General features: G+C 57.1%; 10 protein-coding genes and 1 tRNA gene. 2 read left to right on the forward strand and 9 right to left on the reverse strand.

What is annotated here, in order from left to right; genetic code table 11:
• Positions 1-119: 119 nt before the first annotated feature.
• The 5 genes from ruvC to AB5Z09_RS17225 form a co-directional block, all read right to left on the reverse strand.
• On the reverse strand, positions 120-641 hold the full coding sequence (gene ruvC, locus AB5Z09_RS17205; RefSeq protein WP_005334512.1) for a crossover junction endodeoxyribonuclease RuvC: 522 nt from the start codon (positions 639-641) through the stop codon (positions 120-122).
• 115 nt (positions 642-756) lie between these two features.
• A complete protein-coding gene (locus tag AB5Z09_RS17210; RefSeq protein WP_058058932.1) occupies positions 757-1,806 on the reverse strand; it encodes an efflux RND transporter periplasmic adaptor subunit in 1,050 nt (349 codons plus the stop codon).
• Between the two features lie 15 nt (positions 1,807-1,821).
• On the reverse strand, positions 1,822-4,884 hold the full coding sequence (locus AB5Z09_RS17215; RefSeq protein ID WP_368195806.1) for an efflux RND transporter permease subunit: 3,063 nt from the start codon (positions 4,882-4,884) through the stop codon (positions 1,822-1,824).
• A gap of 167 nt (positions 4,885-5,051) precedes the next feature.
• Positions 5,052-7,391, reverse strand: coding sequence for an acyl-CoA dehydrogenase (locus tag AB5Z09_RS17220; protein ID WP_368195807.1), 2,340 nt, complete (start codon positions 7,389-7,391; stop codon positions 5,052-5,054).
• Positions 7,392-7,439: 48 nt separating this feature from the next.
• Positions 7,440-8,093 carry a TetR/AcrR family transcriptional regulator gene (locus tag AB5Z09_RS17225; RefSeq protein ID WP_041208826.1) on the reverse strand — a complete coding sequence of 218 codons (654 nt, stop codon included), beginning with the start codon at positions 8,091-8,093 and terminating at the stop codon, positions 7,440-7,442.
• A 461-nt stretch (positions 8,094-8,554) separates the two neighbouring features.
• Here AB5Z09_RS17225 and AB5Z09_RS17230 point away from each other — a divergent pair, with 461 nt between their 5' ends.
• Both AB5Z09_RS17230 and AB5Z09_RS17235 read left to right on the forward strand, forming a co-directional pair.
• A complete protein-coding gene (locus tag AB5Z09_RS17230) occupies positions 8,555-9,295 on the forward strand; it encodes a phosphatase (protein ID WP_144716123.1) in 741 nt (246 codons plus the stop codon).
• Positions 9,296-9,384: 89 nt separating this feature from the next.
• Positions 9,385-9,460, forward strand: a tRNA-Thr gene (locus AB5Z09_RS17235).
• Positions 9,461-9,746: 286 nt separating this feature from the next.
• Here AB5Z09_RS17235 and AB5Z09_RS17240 read toward each other — a convergent pair.
• Genes AB5Z09_RS17240 through AB5Z09_RS17255 form a run of 4 tightly spaced genes read right to left on the reverse strand, consistent with a single transcriptional unit; the run spans position 9,747 to position 17,370 of the window.
• A complete protein-coding gene (locus AB5Z09_RS17240) occupies positions 9,747-13,715 on the reverse strand; it encodes a type I restriction endonuclease subunit R (protein WP_368195808.1) in 3,969 nt (1,322 codons plus the stop codon).
• Complete coding sequence (locus tag AB5Z09_RS17245; RefSeq protein ID WP_368195809.1) at positions 13,705-14,388, reverse strand: abortive infection family protein; 684 nt, start codon at positions 14,386-14,388, stop codon at positions 13,705-13,707. Before AB5Z09_RS17245 ends, AB5Z09_RS17240 begins: the two co-directional genes overlap by 11 nt.
• A complete protein-coding gene (locus AB5Z09_RS17250; RefSeq protein WP_368195810.1) occupies positions 14,385-15,776 on the reverse strand; it encodes a restriction endonuclease subunit S in 1,392 nt (463 codons plus the stop codon). Before AB5Z09_RS17250 ends, AB5Z09_RS17245 begins: the two co-directional genes overlap by 4 nt.
• The gene (locus AB5Z09_RS17255; RefSeq protein WP_368195811.1) at positions 15,766-17,370 is read right to left on the reverse strand and encodes a type I restriction-modification system subunit M; all 1,605 of its coding nucleotides are present in this window, start codon (positions 17,368-17,370) and stop codon (positions 15,766-15,768) included. Before AB5Z09_RS17255 ends, AB5Z09_RS17250 begins: the two co-directional genes overlap by 11 nt.
• Position 17,371 lies beyond the last annotated feature (1 nt).

The following is a 17,371-nucleotide window of genomic DNA, read 5'->3' on the forward strand; positions in this document are numbered from 1 at the left end:
GAGAACATTCATCTGACAAGTCCCGCTGGTTGTTACCTGCCCAAAACAAAACCGCCCCGGATAGCCGGGGCGGTTTTTTATTTAGCGATACCGAGATGAGCCGCGGTCAACACAAGGGCTCAGCGATAGCGGCCACGTACCGAGCTGCTGGCGCGGCCGGCCATCTTGATCAGGCTCTGGCGGGTGTGCAGGTGGCAGAGCGCGACGCCGAGGGCATCTGCTGCATCCGCCTGCGGGGTGGCGGAGAGTTTCAGCAGATGGGTCACCATATGCTGCACCTGCTCCTTGGCAGCGCCGCCGGTGCCCACCACTGCCTGCTTGATCTGGGTGGCGGAGTATTCGCTCACCGGCAGGTAGGCATTGACCGCGGCGACGATGGCGCTGCCCCGGGCCTGCCCCAGTTTCAGGGCCGAGTCGGCGTTGCGGGCCATAAAGACCCGCTCGATGGCAAACTCGGTGGGCTTGAACTGGGTGATGATCTCGCATACCCCGTCATAAACCTGCTTGAGGCGCTCCGGCAGCTCGCCGCAATCGGTGCGGATGCAGCCAGAGCCCAAGTATTCGGCCTTGCCGCCCACGACCCGGATAACCCCGTATCCGGTGATCCGCGAACCCGGATCGATGCCCAAAATAATGCTCATGGGTGTTGATTGCTCTAAACGCGAGTGATGGCCGCCAAGATAGCAAACTGTGGCCCGTTTGGCTGTATGTCCCGGGTCAAGCGGGCAAAGATTGGCCAGCTTGACCCGGGCGTGGCTACCCCTTGAACAGCGCTATGGTGTCGCCATCCTGCAGGCTGCCTGCGCCACGCACCACCACCCGATCCCCCTGCTTGAGGGCGCCGCTCACCGCCACCTGCTGGCTGTCGCCAAACAGCACGGTGACCGGCACCCGATTCACCTTGAGCGCCTTGCCGCTTCTCGCCACCTGATAGACCACGCTGCCATCGGTGCCGAGCACCAGGGCGTCCCGGGGCAGCAGCATGCTCTGCTGATCCCCCAGTGGCAGGGCAACCCGTACTGGCGAGCCGATGATGAAGGTGCCCGCTTCCGGTTTGAGGCGCAGCTCGATGAGGCGCGACTTGGGATCGGCGCTGGCGGCCCGCTGGTAATAGACGCCGTGACCACTCAGCTGCTCCCCCTCCACCCGCAGCCGGGTTTGCGGTGCCAGCTGCTGGGCCCAGAGTATGGGGGCCTGCAGGCGGATATCCGGCTGATCCGGGTTGACCAGCTCCAGCGCCTGTTCGCCCGCGTCCACATGCTCGCCGGGCTGGATGAAGTGGTTGTTCACCACGCCGTCGAACGGGGCATAGATGTGGCTGCGGCGCAGCTGTTCCTCAATCTGGTTCACCTGTATGGCGGCCAGCCGCTCGGCCAGCGCGGCCTGCTCCACATCGTAGCTGGCCTTGTCGTACTGGCTTTGGGAGGCGCTCTTTTGCTGGTGTAGTCGGGTGATCCGCTGGGATTCGGCGCGAGCGAAGCGCAAGTTGCTCTGCCATTTCGCCTGCTCGGCGCGGGCCTGCTCCAGCGAGAGGCGCAGCGCCGCGCTGTCGAGGCGCAGCAGCTCGTCCCCTTTTTTGACCCGGCTGCCAAATTCGGCGATCCATTCCACCCGGCCGCTCACTTCGGCACTGAGCGCCGCCTGCTGGCGACTCGCCACCGTGCCGCTGACCCAGATATTGGCGGCCGCATCCCCTTGGGTCACATCCGCCAGGGTCACCATCTTGCCCTGATCGGCCAATACCGGTAGCGCACTGCCTGCAATCAGCGCAGCGCCAGCCAACATTCGGGTAATCATATGTGTCATCGATGAGCTCCTTGCTCAGGCCCGCTGGCGCAGGGGTTGTGGGATCGCCACCTGCTCCCCGAGACGCAGGAAGGCAGGCAACAGGATCAGGGTAAACAGGGTGCTGCAACTCATGCCGCCGACAATGACGGTGGCGAGCCCACGGTAAATTTCGCTCCCTTCGCTCGGGCTCAGCATCAGCGGCAGCATGCCGAAGATGCTGGTGAGGCTGGTCATGGCGATGGGGCGCATCCGGCTTTGCAAGGCATCAGCTACCGCCAGTTGACGGCTCATACCGTCCCGCTCGGCGGTGCGGGTCTGATGCACCAGCAGGATGGCGTTGTTGACCACCAGTCCCAGCAGGATGACAAAGCCGATGATGGTGAGCAGGTCCATCGGCAGCGGCACCAGCAGCCCGCTCAGTTGCAGCGCCAGCACGCCGCCAACCGAGGCAAGGGGCAGGGTGAGCAGCACCAGCAGGGCATCCTTGATGGAGGCAAACACCCCCCACAGCAGCACCAGCAGGATCACCACGGCAAACAGGAAGATGGTCCCCAGATTGTCGAGCGCCTGTTGCAGGCTGTCGGCGTTGCCGGCAATGCGCAGCTCGCCACCAGCGGGCAGCAGGGGGCGGATGGCGGCAAAACTGCGGTTTTTCAGGGTGTCGATCACCTGCTCCATGGTCATGCCCGCCGGGGGCGCTATCTGCAGGATGATGCTGCGCCGCCCATCGGCCCGGAAGATGCTGGCCGGGCCCATGTCGTGCTCCACCCGCAGCAGCTCGCCAAGGGGGACGATGCGTCCGGAGGGGGTGGCCAGCGGCACTGCCTTCAGTTCGTCCGGATTGGCGGAGCTCTGCCCCATCAGCATGATGTCGAGCCGATCCTCGCCGTCGAAATACTCGCCAACCCGCAAGCCGTCGCCAAAGGTCTGGATGATGGTGGGCAGAGGCGTGCGATCCCAACCCACTTCGGCGAGGCGCCGATCTTGCGGCACCAGTTTGAGCTCGGGGGCGGTGAAGTCGAGACTCGGCTCGGGCCGGATTTGTGCTCCCGGCAGGTCCTTGCTGAGGATCCCCATGCTGGCTCGGGCCGCCTGATAGAGCTCGGGCAGGTTGCCCCCCTGCAGCAGCAGGGAGACGCCGTTCTCGCTGTCAAAGCCGCCAAACAGCGATCCCTGACCGCCGAACACCCGGGTGTCGGGAATGCCTACCAGCAGCTGTTTCATCAACAGGCTCTCCAGCTCCTTGATGCGGGTCTCGTCCTTGGGGCGCACGCCAATCTGGGCGCCCCCCGGGTAGCGCAAGATGTAGTAGTTCTTGAGAGCAGGCTCTTTCTCCCCCTTCATGTAGGGGGCGAGGCGGGCGATCAGGGTATCGATCACCTCTTCGCGCTGGGCCTTGAGGTTGACCCCGGGGGTGAAGTTCATCCAGACATCCACCGCGTCCCGTTTCACGTCCGGCAGATAGTCCATCTTGGGCAGCAGCGCCCAGGTGGCCAGGGCCGGCAGGCTCATCATCAGGGTGATGACCGTCCAGCGCTGGCGTGAGGTCGAGGTCCAGCGGATCACATGACGAGTGGTGCGCTGCCACAGCGACTCATAGGGATCGGTCAGCGTTTCATGTCCCATCCAGCGCGCCGCCACCGCAGGCAGCACGGTGACGGCGACCAGCATGGAGACTGTCACGGCGCAGGCGATGGTGAGCGCCAGATCGGCAAACAGCTGACCCTCCACATCGTTGAGCAGCAGCACCGGCAGGAAGATGGCGACAGTGGTGAGGGTGGAGGCGACCAGCGCCGTCCACACCTGACGGGTGCCTTTAAGCGCCGCCTCCGCCTTGCTCAAATCCCCCCGCTCGTGGCGCCGGTAGATACTCTCCAGCACCACGATGGCGGCGTCGAGCACCATGCCGACGGCAAAGGCGATGCCCGCCAGCGAGATGATGTTGAGGGTGCGATCCATCACCTTGAGCAGGCAGAAGGTGAGCATGATGCTGATGGGAATGGCGAGGGCAATCATCAGGGTCGCCTTGAGCTGGCGCAGGAAGAGCCAGAGGATGGCACAGGAGAGCAGCACCCCGAGCCCCAGGTTGGCAGTGACCATGCTGACGGCGCGATTGATGTAGAGGGAGGCATCGAACGACTGCTCCATGTGCAGCCCGACCGGCTCCAGCACCTCGCGGTTGAGCTCGTTCACCCGGGCCTTGATCGCCTCAAGGGAGGCCAGGGCATTGGCACCGCTCTCCTTGAAGATCTGGGCGGCGATGGCGGTATTGCCGTTCTGGATCCGCAGCACCGGGTTCTCTTCCCTGGCCACCCTTACTTCTGCTACATCCCGCAGATAGATGGGCAGGCCATCGCGCCAGTCCACCACCTTGTCCCCCAGCGTCTCGACATCATAGCGACCGGCGAAGCGCAGCTTGTACTCCCAGCGACCGATGTCGAGGGTACCGGCCGACACGTCCCAGCCGGTGGTGGCGCGGCTGGCCAGCACCGGGATCTCAACTCCCAGCTCGGCGGCTCGGTAGGGGTCGAAGCGGATCTGGATCTGGCGCTCGTTGATCCCCTCGACTGCGACCGTCGAGACCCCTTCAATGCGCTCCAGCTCGGGTTTGACCCGCGCCTCGATCAACGCCTGATGATCATCGATCACCCCTTTGGCGCCGGGCAGCTGCTGGATGAAGAAGAAGGTGAGGGTATCGTTGCTGCTGTAGTTGTTGACGTAGGGGCCGCCGATCTTGTCCGGCAATCCCGAGACCCGGTTCAGTCGCGAAATCACGTCGAGTTGGGCCCGCTGCATGTCGGTGCCGAGGGCAAACTCCATGTCGATTTCGGTAAAGCCGGGATAGCTGTTGCTGACAAGGCTCTTGAGCCCCTGCACCCCCTGCATTTCCTGCTCGATGGGGTCGGTGATCTCCGACTCCATCTCTTGGGGCGAGGCTGAACGCCAGCTCACCGAGATGTTGAGGTGTGGACGGTCGATGTCGGGGAACAGCTGGATCGGCAGTCCCCGGATGCTGAGCAGGCCCAGCAGGAAAATAAGCACGATCGAGACCGCCACCCAGATGGGGCGTTCGATCGCCGTTTTGGCGAGGTTCATTCACTCTTCCTGAGTTGTTGTTATCGGCCATTCCGCTGGCCTTGCTTCCAAAGCCCCTGCAACAGGGACTCAAGCATTTAACTGGAATTCTCCCGGCTTGTAAATGCATGGTTAACAAACAAAAAAACCGGCCACGAGGGCCGGTTTGGTAGAGGTTTGCCAAGGGATCAGGCAGCGTGCTCGACCTTGTTTGGCTGCTTGTTTGCTTGCTGGGAGAAGCCTTCCAGCTCGCCCGGGGCGAAGTTGTCTACCTGGATCGCTTCGTAGCGCAGGGCATCGGCGGCCAGCAGTTTGTCCGCTTCGTCCTTGCTCAGGATAGAACCGGCCAGCGCGGCGGCAACCAGCTCCGGCAGCGCCAGTTTGCGGGGCAGTTTGCCCTCTTTCTGGGCCTGCACCAGCTTCTTCTCGTAGGGCTGCACAGCGACCATGGCCTGGAAGGCACGCTCCATCAGACCGACCGGATCCGCCTCGTCCTTGCCCACATAGCAGAGGGCGGTCAGACGGTCGCGGAACTCGCCCGGTTTCATCATGGCCAGACAGATGGCGTGGCAGCGATCGTCGGCCGGCATCTTGTAACCCACGCCGAACGGGAACACCACCCGCTTGAGTACGGCACCCACCACCTTGTTCGGGAAGTTCTGGAAGAAGCCCTCGAACGCCTTGCCAATCAGGTAGAGGTTGCGCTCCACCGCGTACTGCACGAACGGCAGATCGGAGACCATGCGGCCCTGATCCTCGTAGTGCTTGAGGGTGGCGGAGGCCAGATAGAGGTGGCTCAGCACGTCACCCAGACGGGCGGAGATCATCTCCTTGCGCTTGAGATCGCCACCCAGCATCAGCATGGAGACGTCGGCGCACAGGGCCAGCCCTTTACTCATGCGGGAGAGCTGTTTGTAGTAGCGAGCGGTTTCACCGGCTACCGGCGCGCTGTTGAACTGACCCAGGGTCAGCCCCTGGAACAGGGAACCGAAGAAGTTGCCGGCGCCGAAGGCGATGTGCTTCATCAGCAGGGCGTCAAACTTCTCGAGACCGCGTTCCACGTCGGTATCGGCTGCCGCTTCCAGCTCGGCAAACACGTACGGGTGGCAGCGGGTAGCCCCTTGCCCGAAGATCATCAGGTTGCGGGTCAGGATGTTGGCCCCTTCCACCGTGATGGCGACCGGAATACCCATGTAGGCGTAGCCGGTGTAGTTTTTCGGGCCCAGCTGGATGGCACGACCGGCGTGGATATCCATGGAGTCATCCATGATCTGGCGCGCCATTTCGGTCATGTGGTACTTGGAAATCGCGGTGACGATGGCCGGTGCCTGACCCAAATCCAGCGAACCTGCGGTCATGCGACGGGCCCCTTCCAGCTGATAGGTGAGGCCGCCGATGCGGGCCAGCGCTTCCTGCACCCCTTCAAACTTGCCGATGGACATGCCGAACTGCTTGCGCACGTAGGAGTAGGCGCCCACGGTGCGGCTCGCCATGTGACCGCAAGCGGTGCCCAGCGCAGGCAGCGAGATACCGCGACCGGCGGAGAGACACTCTACCAGCATACGCCAGCCGCGACCGGCGTAATCCGGGCCGCCGATGATCCAGTCGAGCGGAATGAACACATCCTTGCCGAAGGTCGGGCCGTTCATGAACGCCAGACCCATAGGGTAGTGGCGATCGCCGACGCGCACGCCGGGGTGGCTGGTGGGGATGAGTGCGCAGGTGATGCCGAGCTCCTCCTTGTCACCCAGCAGTTTTTCCGGGTCATAGAGTTTGAACGCCAGCCCCAGCACGGTGGCACGGGGCGCCAGGGTGATGTAGCGCTTGTTCCAGTTGAGGCGAATACCCAGCACCTCTTCACCCTTGTGCATCCCTTTGCAGACGATTCCCTTGTCAGGAATGGCACCTGCATCGGAGCCCGCTTCCGGCCCGGTCAGGGCGAAGCAGGGCACCTCTTTGCCATTGGCCAGCCCCGGCAGCCAGAAATCTTTCTGGGCCTGGGTGCCATAGTGCATCAGCAGCTCGCCCGGGCCAAGGGAGTTCGGCACCATGACGGTGACCGCGACACTCAGACTCTTGGTGGCGATGCGGGTGACGATGGTGGAGTTGGCAATCGCCGAGAACTCGCGGCCGCCGTAGGATTTCGGGATGATCAGGGAGAAGAAGCCTTCCTTCTTCAGATAGTCCCACACCGGCTCTGGCAGGTCTTTGGTTTCGTTGACGATCTTGAAGTCATCAACCATGGCGAGCAGGGTTTCGACCTGATTGTCGATAAAGGCCTGCTCCTCTGCGGTCAGATCGGCCTTGCCGTAGCCGTGCAGTTTTTTCCAGTCGGGGTTGCCGCGAAACAACTCGCCATCCCACCAGACGGAGCCGGCTTCCATGGCCTCCCGCTCGGTAGCTGACAAGGGCGGCAATATCTTTTTGAAGATGCCGAACACCGGACGGGTTACCACCTTTTTACGGATGGAGGGTACGCCGAGCACAACGGCTATCGCCAGCACCAGCAGGACAAGCAATGTGATCATACCGAAGTTCCTTCTATTTCACTGTTTCCGTTGATTTATTGTTGGTTGTTACACGGCCAGGGAGAGCCTGGTCGACTCCACGGGCGCCCCGACTCCGGACGCCAGATAAGGAATAACGTTGCGCACCAGCCCTTCCACATCGAGCTGCTGGCCAAAGTCGGCCAGGGCGATGTCGCGCAGGGCATCGGCGGAGGCCATGGTGAATACGACGGTGCCCAGAGTGAAGTGCAGGCGCCAGAAGAGATCCGCTGGCGACAGGGCCGGATTGGCCTTGGAGATGGCCTGGGTGATCCGCTGCAAAATGGGGCCATAGTGGGCGGTGATAAAGCGGCGCAGGTGGCCCTGGCTGTCGATATAGCCGCGCCCCAGCAGCTGCATGAAGATGGCCGGGCCATTGGCCCGCACCGCCGAGAGTTTCATCAGCGGCTCGACAAAACTTTCAAACAGTTGCAGCAGGGTCAGCTGATCCTGCTCCATCAGTACCCGCAGGCGGGCATCGAGATCCGGCATAAACAGGCTCAGGTAACGGTCGAGTACTGCCTGGATCAGCTCCTTCTTGGAGCCGAAGTGATAGTTCACCGACGCCAGATTGACGTCGGCCTCGCTGGTGATCAGACGCAAAGAGGTATCGGCGAATCCCCGCTCGGCAAACAGCACTTCAGCGGCGTCGAGAATACGGTTTTTGGTATCGATTTTACTCACTGGACACCTCACTTAAACGAATGTTTAAAAAGTACGTTTCATAACGTGAAGTGTCAAGAGAATGTGAATTAGTGTTAGCGGAATGTTTTTCGATGAAAAAAGCAAAGTGGGCGGAACTTAGTCAAAAAGCAGGACTCTATATCTATGCCACTGCAATTAAACATTAAGTCTCGCCCAACCTGCTCCATGCTAGTTGGGCCTTTTTTTGCGCGTTTGTTACCGGTTTGCAGGCAAAAAAAACCGCCGCAGGGCGCGACGGTGGGGAAAGTGAGTTCGCGTCATCCTGACAGCAAACTGTCGATGCGAGTTCAGGCATGTATCGACGGGGGAAGTATGCCAGCCAGGGTCCTTCAGACTATGTCAGCTTCGCGGTATTTTGTGACAAAGTGTGGCAAGCACTGGCGTGGCCCAAGCAGCCGCTCTTTGTTATGCTGCCCCTTCAAAATATGAGGGGAGATAAGATGAAGTACCCGGTCGATACCCACACTCACACCATTGCCAGCACCCATGCCTACAGCACCATCCACGACTATCTGCCGATAGCCAGGGCAAAGGGGATCAAGCTGTTTGCCACCACGGATCACGGCCCCGAGATGGCCGATGCTCCTCATGTCTGGCACTTTGCCAACTTGCCAATACTGCCAAGAGTGGTGGATGGGGTAGGGATCCTGCGGGGTATCGAGGCCAACATCAAAAACCTGGAGGGGGAGATCGATTTTCCCGAGCGCTATGAGTCGCGCCTCGACATGATCATGGCGGGTTTTCATGAGCAGGTATTCCCTCCCTGCGATCAGGCAACCCATACCCAGGCGATGATCAACGCCATCAAGAGCGGCCGGGTCGATATGATCAGCCACCCGGGCAACCCCTCATTTCCCATCGACATTCAGGCAGTGGTCAAGGCGGCCGCTGACTATCGGGTAGCGCTGGAGATCAACAACTCCTCTTTCATTCACTCGCGCCCGGGTAGTGAAGGCAACTGCCGCGCCATCGTTGAAGCAGCGCGAGATCTGGGGGCCTATCTCACTTTCGGCTCCGATTCCCACGTGGCATTTACTCTTGGCGATTTTGACCACTGCCACCGTCTGGTGACCGAAGCGGGCTTCCCGCAAGAGCGGATCCTGGTGCGCTCCCCCCGTGCTCTGCTCGATTTCCTCGAAAGCCGCGGCCGGGCCCATATCCCCGAGTTTGTCGATCTGTAAATCGGGCTCTAACACCATGAGCCAACTCATAAAATCGAGCTGGCTCAATTGACTTGCCGGTCATTTTTCATGAATGTGGAGAGCAACAAGCCGGTATAGCTCAGTTGGTAGAGCAGCGCATTCGTAATGCGAAGGTCAGGAGTTCGATTCCCCTTATCGGCACCATATAAAACAAAGTGTTAGCTTCACCATGAAGCTAACACTTTGTGCTTTTTGGCTTTGGGTACCACGTAGGGTACCACATTTAGCAAGTGATAGACATTCTATCAATGTCCATCCAACTTGTTTTTGGCTTCTCGATAGGAGAGAAAAGGGATTGGTGATTTGATAAATTTGGTGACCACCTAAGTGGTCACCGGCAATGAATGGGACATACAGGCTTGAGTTTTCATAAGGTTCTGTATGTACAGGTTTCCTCGTTATATTTCATCGAGTTCATCCACTTGAAGCATTACTGTAATCTTCTTCTTTCTTTTTCATTGAGCGCTTGACGAAATGAAACATCCAGAATGATCACTGATTCGGTGGTAGCGTTTGGATTCTCTTTTGGGCTCTTCCAGCGCTTGGTCAAATCGGCCTTTAATCTGTCAAAACCATCAGAATATGCTGGATATTTTTCAATAAACTTCAATATGGGCATAGCTATGGAGCTGAAACTTCCCGCCATCAGACAGACCTGTAACCACAACTCGGTACTACCAGCTTTGGCTTTTTCGAGCGCGAAAATAAGATCCAGGCCATTCTCTGTGGCAAGGTCTTTCTCGGGTTTCAGTATGGAGTCAAGATATGCTAAACACGTCATCACAGTATCCAGCGTTTCTGGTGATTTAATGCCGGAATGCATCAAGTCTTGAACATCGTTCATCAAGCTCATTGCGGCAAAATTTTCACTGTAGGGGATATCGAGCTTTATGTTGAGAACCCCAAGATGATGCATATCTTCAGCTTGCTCTATACGTTGAGCAAGGTAGAGCCTCTTCTCTCCAATATCGATATAACTGCGTCCGTTTCCTTTACCTCTAAGGCGAGCACCACGACCAGATATGGTATTGATTGTGGGTGAGAATTGCTTGAAATTCTCCGCCTGCTCCAGGACGCTCTTGTAGACCTCATCGTTGGCCACAGGCGGAAAACCGTAGCGGTGTAGCAGCAGGATCAGGTCAACCTTCAGCTTGGCCTTGATATCGTCGCGATTGCTCCAGTCCGGGTACTGGGTGGAGTCATCCACCGTCACCTTCATCGCCTTGGCTAGCTCCAGCATCCTCTCCTGGTCGTAGGTGAACTGGTACTTCACGCACATATGCTCGAGGATATCGAGAAACGCCTTCTCCTCCATATCGATGCCTAGGTTGGCAAACGACATCATCTCCCCCTTGATATCGAGGATCATGTCGGCCATCTGCTCGGTAAAAGCGTCGAACTCCTCGCCATTGAGTACATCGTTCTCTTTTCGCTCGTTGTACTGCTCCACCAGGGCCCGAAAACGCTTGGAGAAGTTGATCCCCTGCAGCTGGTTCACCTTCTGAAAGTCGCTGATGGCTTTTTCCAGCATCTTCTGCAGCAGTTGCATCCGGGTGTTGGGCAGTTTGATCTTGTTGACCCGCGCCAGATATTCATCGTCGAAGATGTCGATGGTTTCGGCCTTCTCATCGCCCAAGGCAAATATCTCTTCCACCCCGTCAGCCTTGAGCGCCTCGGCGATCATCTCGCGCACCCGCTGGTTCATCTGAGCCGTATCGGGGGCATCCCCCTTGGTGAGCTTGTAGACGATGGAGCGCACCGCCAGATAGAAGTGAACCCATTCGCGCTCATCATTGGTCAGTTCTTCGTTGCCCACACAGACGTCATAAGCGGCCTTGAGGCGCTTGACCAGCCCCATAAAACGCAGCTCCATCTTCTTGGTCTGCAGGGCAAACTCGGCACCCCGGCGCAGGCACTCCAGCTGCTTGGTCGGCTCGCCAGAGAAGTAATCACGGCTGTCGAATTTGTGGAACAGGGTGCGCAGCAGATCCAGGTGGTTGCGTACCTCGGTGAGTGACTGGCGGATGTCTTCGAAGTTGACCTCATCGCTCTTGGAGTACATGGCCAGCGCCATGTTCATCCGACTCTTGATGCCGATGTAATCGACCACCAGTCCCTTCTCCTTGCCCTCAAACTTGCGGTTCACCCGCGAGATGGTCTGGATCAGGTTGTGCTTTTGCAGCGGCTTGTCGATGTAAATGGTGTCGAGCTCGGGCACATCGAAGCCGGTCAGCCACATGTCCACCACGATGGCAATCTTGAAGTTGGATTTGGGATTCTTGAACTGCTTGTCGAGCTCCTTGCGGTACTCCTTGTTGCCCAGCAGATCATACATCTCCTGCTCGTCATCCTTGCCGCGGGTCATCACCAGATTGACCATCGGCAGCGCCATCAGCTCCTTTTTATCCTTGTCGCTAAGATCCACCCCGTCGATGGCCTGCTTGGCCTCAAACCACTCGGGGCGAAGCGCCTTGATGCAGCAATAGAAGTCATAGGCAATCTCGCGGCTGGCACAGACAAACATCGCCTTGCCCTTGACGCTTGCGCCCTCACTCACCCGCTCGTCGTAGTGGGCGACAAAGTCTTTAGCAAGCTCGGCTAGCCTGTCCGGATCGCCCAGGATTGCGTTCATATTGGCGCTGGCTTTCTTGCTCTCTTCAATCTGGTATTCGCTCGCCCCTTGCGCCTCGCACTCCTGGTAGTACTTCTCTATCTCGTCCAGCTTGCCGTTATCGAGCACCACCCTGGCGGCGCGCCCCTCGTAGACGATGCGCACCGTGATCTCGTCGTTGACCGCCTCGCTCATGGTGTAGCTGTCGATGGCCGGGCCAAATACATCCAGCGTGGCGTCGATCGGCGTGCCGGTAAAGCCGACATAGGTGGCGTTGGGCAGGGAATCGTGCAGGTACTTGGCAAATCCGTAGGTCTTCTTGATGGTGCCGCGATCAAGATCCATCACCAGCTTCTGATCCAGATTGACCTGGCTGCGGTGCGCCTCATCCGAGATACAGATGATGTTGCTGCGCTCCGAGAGCTGTTGGATATCTTCGGTGAACTTGTGAATGGTGGTGAGAAATACCCCGCCACTGGCGCGGCCTGCCAATTTGTCGCGCAGATCCTGGCGGCTGGCGACCGGCTCAATCACCGCATCGCCGATAAAGGCGGTGGCGCTGCAAAACTGCTTGGCGAGCTGCTCGTCGAGATCGGTCCGGTCGGTGATCAGCACTATGGTCGGGCTCTCGAAATCGACGCTCTTCATCAGCAGGCGCGCCAAAAACTGCATGGTGTAGCTCTTGCCACAGCCGGTGGCACCAAAGTAGGTGCCGCCCTTACCGCTGCCCCCTTGGTTTTCGACCACCATCACCCCGGTGCTATCCGGGCGGCTCACCAGCTGTCTGCGCTCTTTTTTGATGTTGTAGTAGAGCTTGCGCGCTGCGTAGTACTGGGGATAGCGGCAGCAGATCTTCACCTCATGTTTGGCGTTGTCGGGGAAGAAGACGAAGTTCTTCAGCACATCGAGCAGCCGTAGCGGGTGAAACAGCCCCTGCACCAGGGTGTAGAGCCCCTTGATCCCCTGGGCTTCGTTCTCCTTTTCGGTGGACTCACAACCGCTCACCTTGCGCCAGGCGTAGTAAAACTCGTAAGGGGCGAACAGGTTGCCGAGCTTGTTGTTCACCCCGTCGCTGATGATGCAAAGCGCGTTGTAGACAAAGAGTTTGGGGATATCGCGTTTGTAGCGCACGCAAAGCTGGCGCCAGGCATCATGGAGGGTGGCCGCCTCTTCTCGCACCGCCGATTTAAACTCGAACACCACCACTGGCAGGCCGTTGAGGTACAAGATGGCATCCGGGATGCGCAGTTGCAGGCCGCCATCTTTGGTTTGCCCTTCTATCTCCAATTGATTGACCAGCCGCAAGCGGTTGCAGTCACTCAGATCGTGCAGCTCTGCTTCACCGGCCATCCGTGCGGTGCTATTGCAGGCATGCTGGTCTGCATTGGCAAACAGCGCAGCCAGCTGAGCCGGCAAGGTGCGACTGTCGAACAGCTCGATATAGAGATCTTTTTGGGTGCGGTCTTCGCGCTTTAACAAAAAGCCGTTGCCGAGCCAATGGCAGAAGGTCTTGTTGCTCTGGTACAGGTCACTGGCGGGCAGAGTCTCGAGCTTGCGCACAATGTCGGCGATCTCCCCCGCCGTGATCCCCTCATCCCGATAGCGCGCAGCCAGATAGGCGCGCAGATCCCCCGTGAGCAGCACCTCGCTCTTGTCCTTGCGTGGCAAACTGCTGCCAAGGAAGTGGGGGTAGCAGGGCTGCCCATCAGGGGTGAGATGCTGCCCCAGCAGAGAAATAATGGCCTGCTCCAATTTTGCTTCATTGAAATATGAGAGGTTAGTCATCATCGTCATCTCCCTCATCTTCAATCGCTTTATATTGAAGCAATACTTCTCTATACGCCTCTGGATCGTGCATAAAAAGAAGTTGGCTAGCTGTATATTCAAACCTAATTAGTTCGGAAATCTTTATTGAGTAACCATCGTATTGACCATCATACCAATCATTGAAGTCCGGGTAGTCGTCATATTGGACTCTATGATGGTTGTCTGGCTCAAGAGTCTCGCGGTGTCTCTTATAAAGAAATGCAGCCAAGCCATCGACAGATGACACGACAAACTCCACCTCACTTATTTTAAGTTCATTTTTCTGATAACCATCCTTACCATGGGAAGCAACGCCAAAATTATTCCTTAGTTGACCAGTTACTGTGGCAATTGTATCCGCCAGATTATTTAGTCTTTTGTTGATGTATTCATTATCACTAAACACTAAATTATCTTTTGCTTTGTGATAAAGCTTATCAAATTGATGGGGCAGTTCAGGTTTTTTAGATTTATCAGCAATAATAGTTTTGAATATGGATTCAAGAAATGCTTTGGATAGATCAATAGATAGGGCTGCGTCCCTATCCTTGATTGCCGCTTCCAAGCGTTCTTTCTGTTCTATTAGTTTGACAGCCTCTTTAGTCTCGGCTATCGCCTCAGTGCTCAATCTTAGGCGAAATGAGTTATCATTCATAAATCAACCTCAAGCTCGCCACTAATTAGCCTAGGAAGTAAATAATCTCTAAGTTTTTCTAGCTGCCTACACTCCTCAGCATTTGCACTTATTTTGTCTAGTTGTGAGCGAATAATACTTGATGCAAAATCAACCAGTTGCATTCCAGGAATAACTATAGGTATAGCTCGAAATGTCTTTTTGCTAATTTCAGCAAATGTTGTACCACCAGACATACTTTTTATCACATCTATATTTGAATCTAGCCAATATAGCGTAAACTCTTGCGATAGACGCTTAGTCTTGGTTATAGCTATATATCCTTGGTTTATAGCTGTAGGTATTTTTGTTATAGCTAAATATCCAACTGGGGCGCGAGATGACATTAGTACAGTTTCTGGTGGTAGCAAACCTGATGAAATTTTCTCCAATCCGATGGAGGTTATTTTGCGTTCGGTTGTGAGCAAAATCTTATTAAGATTACCAGATAGATCTTTAGGTGATGTCCAGTGAATATCGCCACCCTCCCAGAAGTCGGGATGGGCAGTGCTGGGGGTTGAGCCACCTTTAACAGTAAGCTCATCACCGATCGTGGATATATGCCAACCTCGCGGCACCCAGCCGCCGAGGCCAAGGGTGAGATCAGCACACTGTTCAAAGGCGGTGGGGAAGAGCTGGCGAGTAGCCGCAGGCAAGGGTTTAAAGCCCGCTTGCGCACGCACGGCTTTGCGCGCCTCGGCGCGACGCAGCAGCTCGTCGGGGAGGTCCAATCCCTGCTCAAAGAAACCCGCATCCAGCGCGTTATCCACTACGGGATCGAAGTCCACAAACCACGACTTAAACAGCGCCTGCGCCATCTGTTCCAAGGTTTGGTTCATTTGATGGTTTAGTTCAATTTTGTCGCTTATGTCTAAAAGACATTTGTCGATTAAAATTTGAGCTGAACGCGTTGGTTCTGGTACTTCAAAGTTAGGTATATCTGCGCATTTTAAACTATCGAATACTGCACCAGGATTTTTGTACTTGCTAACTTCATCCCACCAGATGGGACTGTTTACAACCCATCGTAAATATCCAGGGTGGATCTTTTTTGGGTCTGGACGTAACAGAACCAAGTTCTGCCCTAAAGCGAACTTACTTCCCATAGGCACATAAGCGGTCTCGCCAGGATTGCATCGTCTTGAAAGAACAATATCCCCATGAGTGGGTTTAGCTTTGGCGGTCCAAAGCTGATAATCCTCTTCGGAAATCAGTCTGGGATTTGCTGAAAAGTCGATGATGCCGTTCTTCATCTGTGGAATTCCAATATATGGAATGCCCTTCTCTACAGCTGTGGGTGTTTTATGTACGCAGTCGATCAGCGTGACGCCTAACTCCTTCAGGCTTTTTAAAGGCCACTTACTCGCCATAACCTAGCGCCTCCATATTGGCACGGATTGCCTGATCCAGAGCTGCCGCCTCATCCAGCTGGCGATAGAGGGTTTGGGTGAGCTCCTGCATCTTGGTCTCAAAGGCGATGCCATCGTCTTCCACCTCGGCAGCGCCCACATAGCGGCCAGGGGTCAGCACATAGTCGTTGGCGGCAATATCGGCCAAGGTCGCCACCTTGCAAAAGCCAGCCTGATCTTCATAGCGTTCGATGCTGATCGCCCACTCTTTGACCCGACGAGCCAATTCGTCGTCGCTGCTGCGCCAGGCGTGGAAGGTATCGCTGATACGGGCAATATCGGCGGCGGTCAGCTCCTTGTTGGTACGGCTCACCATGGTGCCAAGCTCGCGGGCATCGATAAACAGGGTTTCACCTCGGCGATCCCGATAGCCGTGCTTGATGCTGGCCCCCTTGTTCTTGCTCATAAACCAGAGGCAGACGGGGATCTGGGTGGTGAAGAAGAGCTGTCCTGGCAGGGCGATCATGCATTCGATGCGGTCATCTTCAATCAGCTTTTGGCGGATCTCTCCTTCGCCGCTGGTGTTGGAGCTCATGGAGCCGTTAGCCAGCACAAAGCCGGCGGTGCCGTCTTCCGACAGCTTGGCAAGCATATGGAGGATCCAGCCATAGTTGGCATTGCTAGTGGGCGGGGTTTTAAAGCCATCAAAGCGCGGATCGTCGGTGAGCTCCGACTCGCCACGCCACCCTTTCAGGTTGAACGGCGGGTTGGCCATGATGTAGTCGGCCTTGAGGTCCGGGTGCTGGTCGTGAAAGAAGGTATCGGCGGCACGCTCGCCCAGATTGCCGATCAGGCCCCTAATGGCCAGGTTCATCTTGGCCAGCTTGTAGGTGGTGGAGGTGAGCTCCTGCCCGTAGATGGCGATATCCTTGCTCTTGCCCTGATGGCTTTCGACAAACTTGAGGGACTGCACAAACATGCCGCCTGAGCCGCAGCAGGGGTCGTAGATCTTGCCCTGATAGGGCTCGAGCATCTCGGCCAGCAGGGTGACAACGGATTTTGGGGTATAAAACTCACCGCCGCCCTTGCCCTCGGTAGCGGCAAAGCGGCCGAGGAAGTACTCATAGACCCGGCCTACCAGATCCTCTTCGGTGAGGTGGCACTCATTGGCCAGGGTGTCGATATTTTCGATGGTATCGATCAGCGACGAAAGGAGGGTGGCCTCGAGCCCGAGACGGGAGAAGTAGTTATCGGGCAGAGCGCCGGCCAGTGCCGGGTTGCGCTTCTCGATGGTGGCCAGCGCCGTGTCGATCAGTACCGCCAGGTCATCTTGCTTGGCGCGGGCCTTCACATAGCTCCAGCGGGCCACTTCGGGCAGGAAGAAGACGTTGTCTTGCTGATAGAAGACATCCATCTCGACAAAGGCTTCCTGACCGCTGGCGATCAGCTGCTTGCGCTTGGCCTCGAACTTGTCGCTGATAAATTTGAGGAACACCAGGCTCAGCACCACGTGCTTGTATTCAGAGGATTCCACGTTGCCACGCAGTTGGTTGGCGGTATCCCAGAGGGTTTCTTCAAAGCCTTTGCCGGCTTTCTTGGCGGGTGTTTTAGCCACG

The sequence above is a fragment of the Aeromonas sp. R2-2 genome, from assembly GCF_040908355.1.
Lineage (GTDB): Bacteria > Pseudomonadota > Gammaproteobacteria > Enterobacterales > Aeromonadaceae > Aeromonas > Aeromonas veronii.

Excerpts from the sequence above, each read along its gene's own strand:
- ruvC (WP_005334512.1), bottom strand. The coding sequence starts at position 641 with ATGAGCATTATTTTGGGCATCGATCCGGGTTCGCGGATCACCGGATAC.
- AB5Z09_RS17210 (WP_058058932.1), bottom strand. The coding sequence starts at position 1,806 with ATGACACATATGATTACCCGAATGTTGGCTGGCGCTGCGCTGATTGCA.
- AB5Z09_RS17215 (WP_368195806.1), bottom strand. The coding sequence starts at position 4,884 with ATGAACCTCGCCAAAACGGCGATCGAACGCCCCATCTGGGTGGCGGTC.
- AB5Z09_RS17220 (WP_368195807.1), bottom strand. The coding sequence starts at position 7,391 with ATGATCACATTGCTTGTCCTGCTGGTGCTGGCGATAGCCGTTGTGCTC.
- AB5Z09_RS17230 (WP_144716123.1), top strand. The coding sequence starts at position 8,555 with ATGAAGTACCCGGTCGATACCCACACTCACACCATTGCCAGCACCCAT.
- AB5Z09_RS17240 (WP_368195808.1), bottom strand. The coding sequence starts at position 13,715 with ATGATGACTAACCTCTCATATTTCAATGAAGCAAAATTGGAGCAGGCC.
- AB5Z09_RS17245 (WP_368195809.1), bottom strand. The coding sequence starts at position 14,388 with ATGAATGATAACTCATTTCGCCTAAGATTGAGCACTGAGGCGATAGCC.
- AB5Z09_RS17250 (WP_368195810.1), bottom strand. The coding sequence starts at position 15,776 with ATGGCGAGTAAGTGGCCTTTAAAAAGCCTGAAGGAGTTAGGCGTCACG.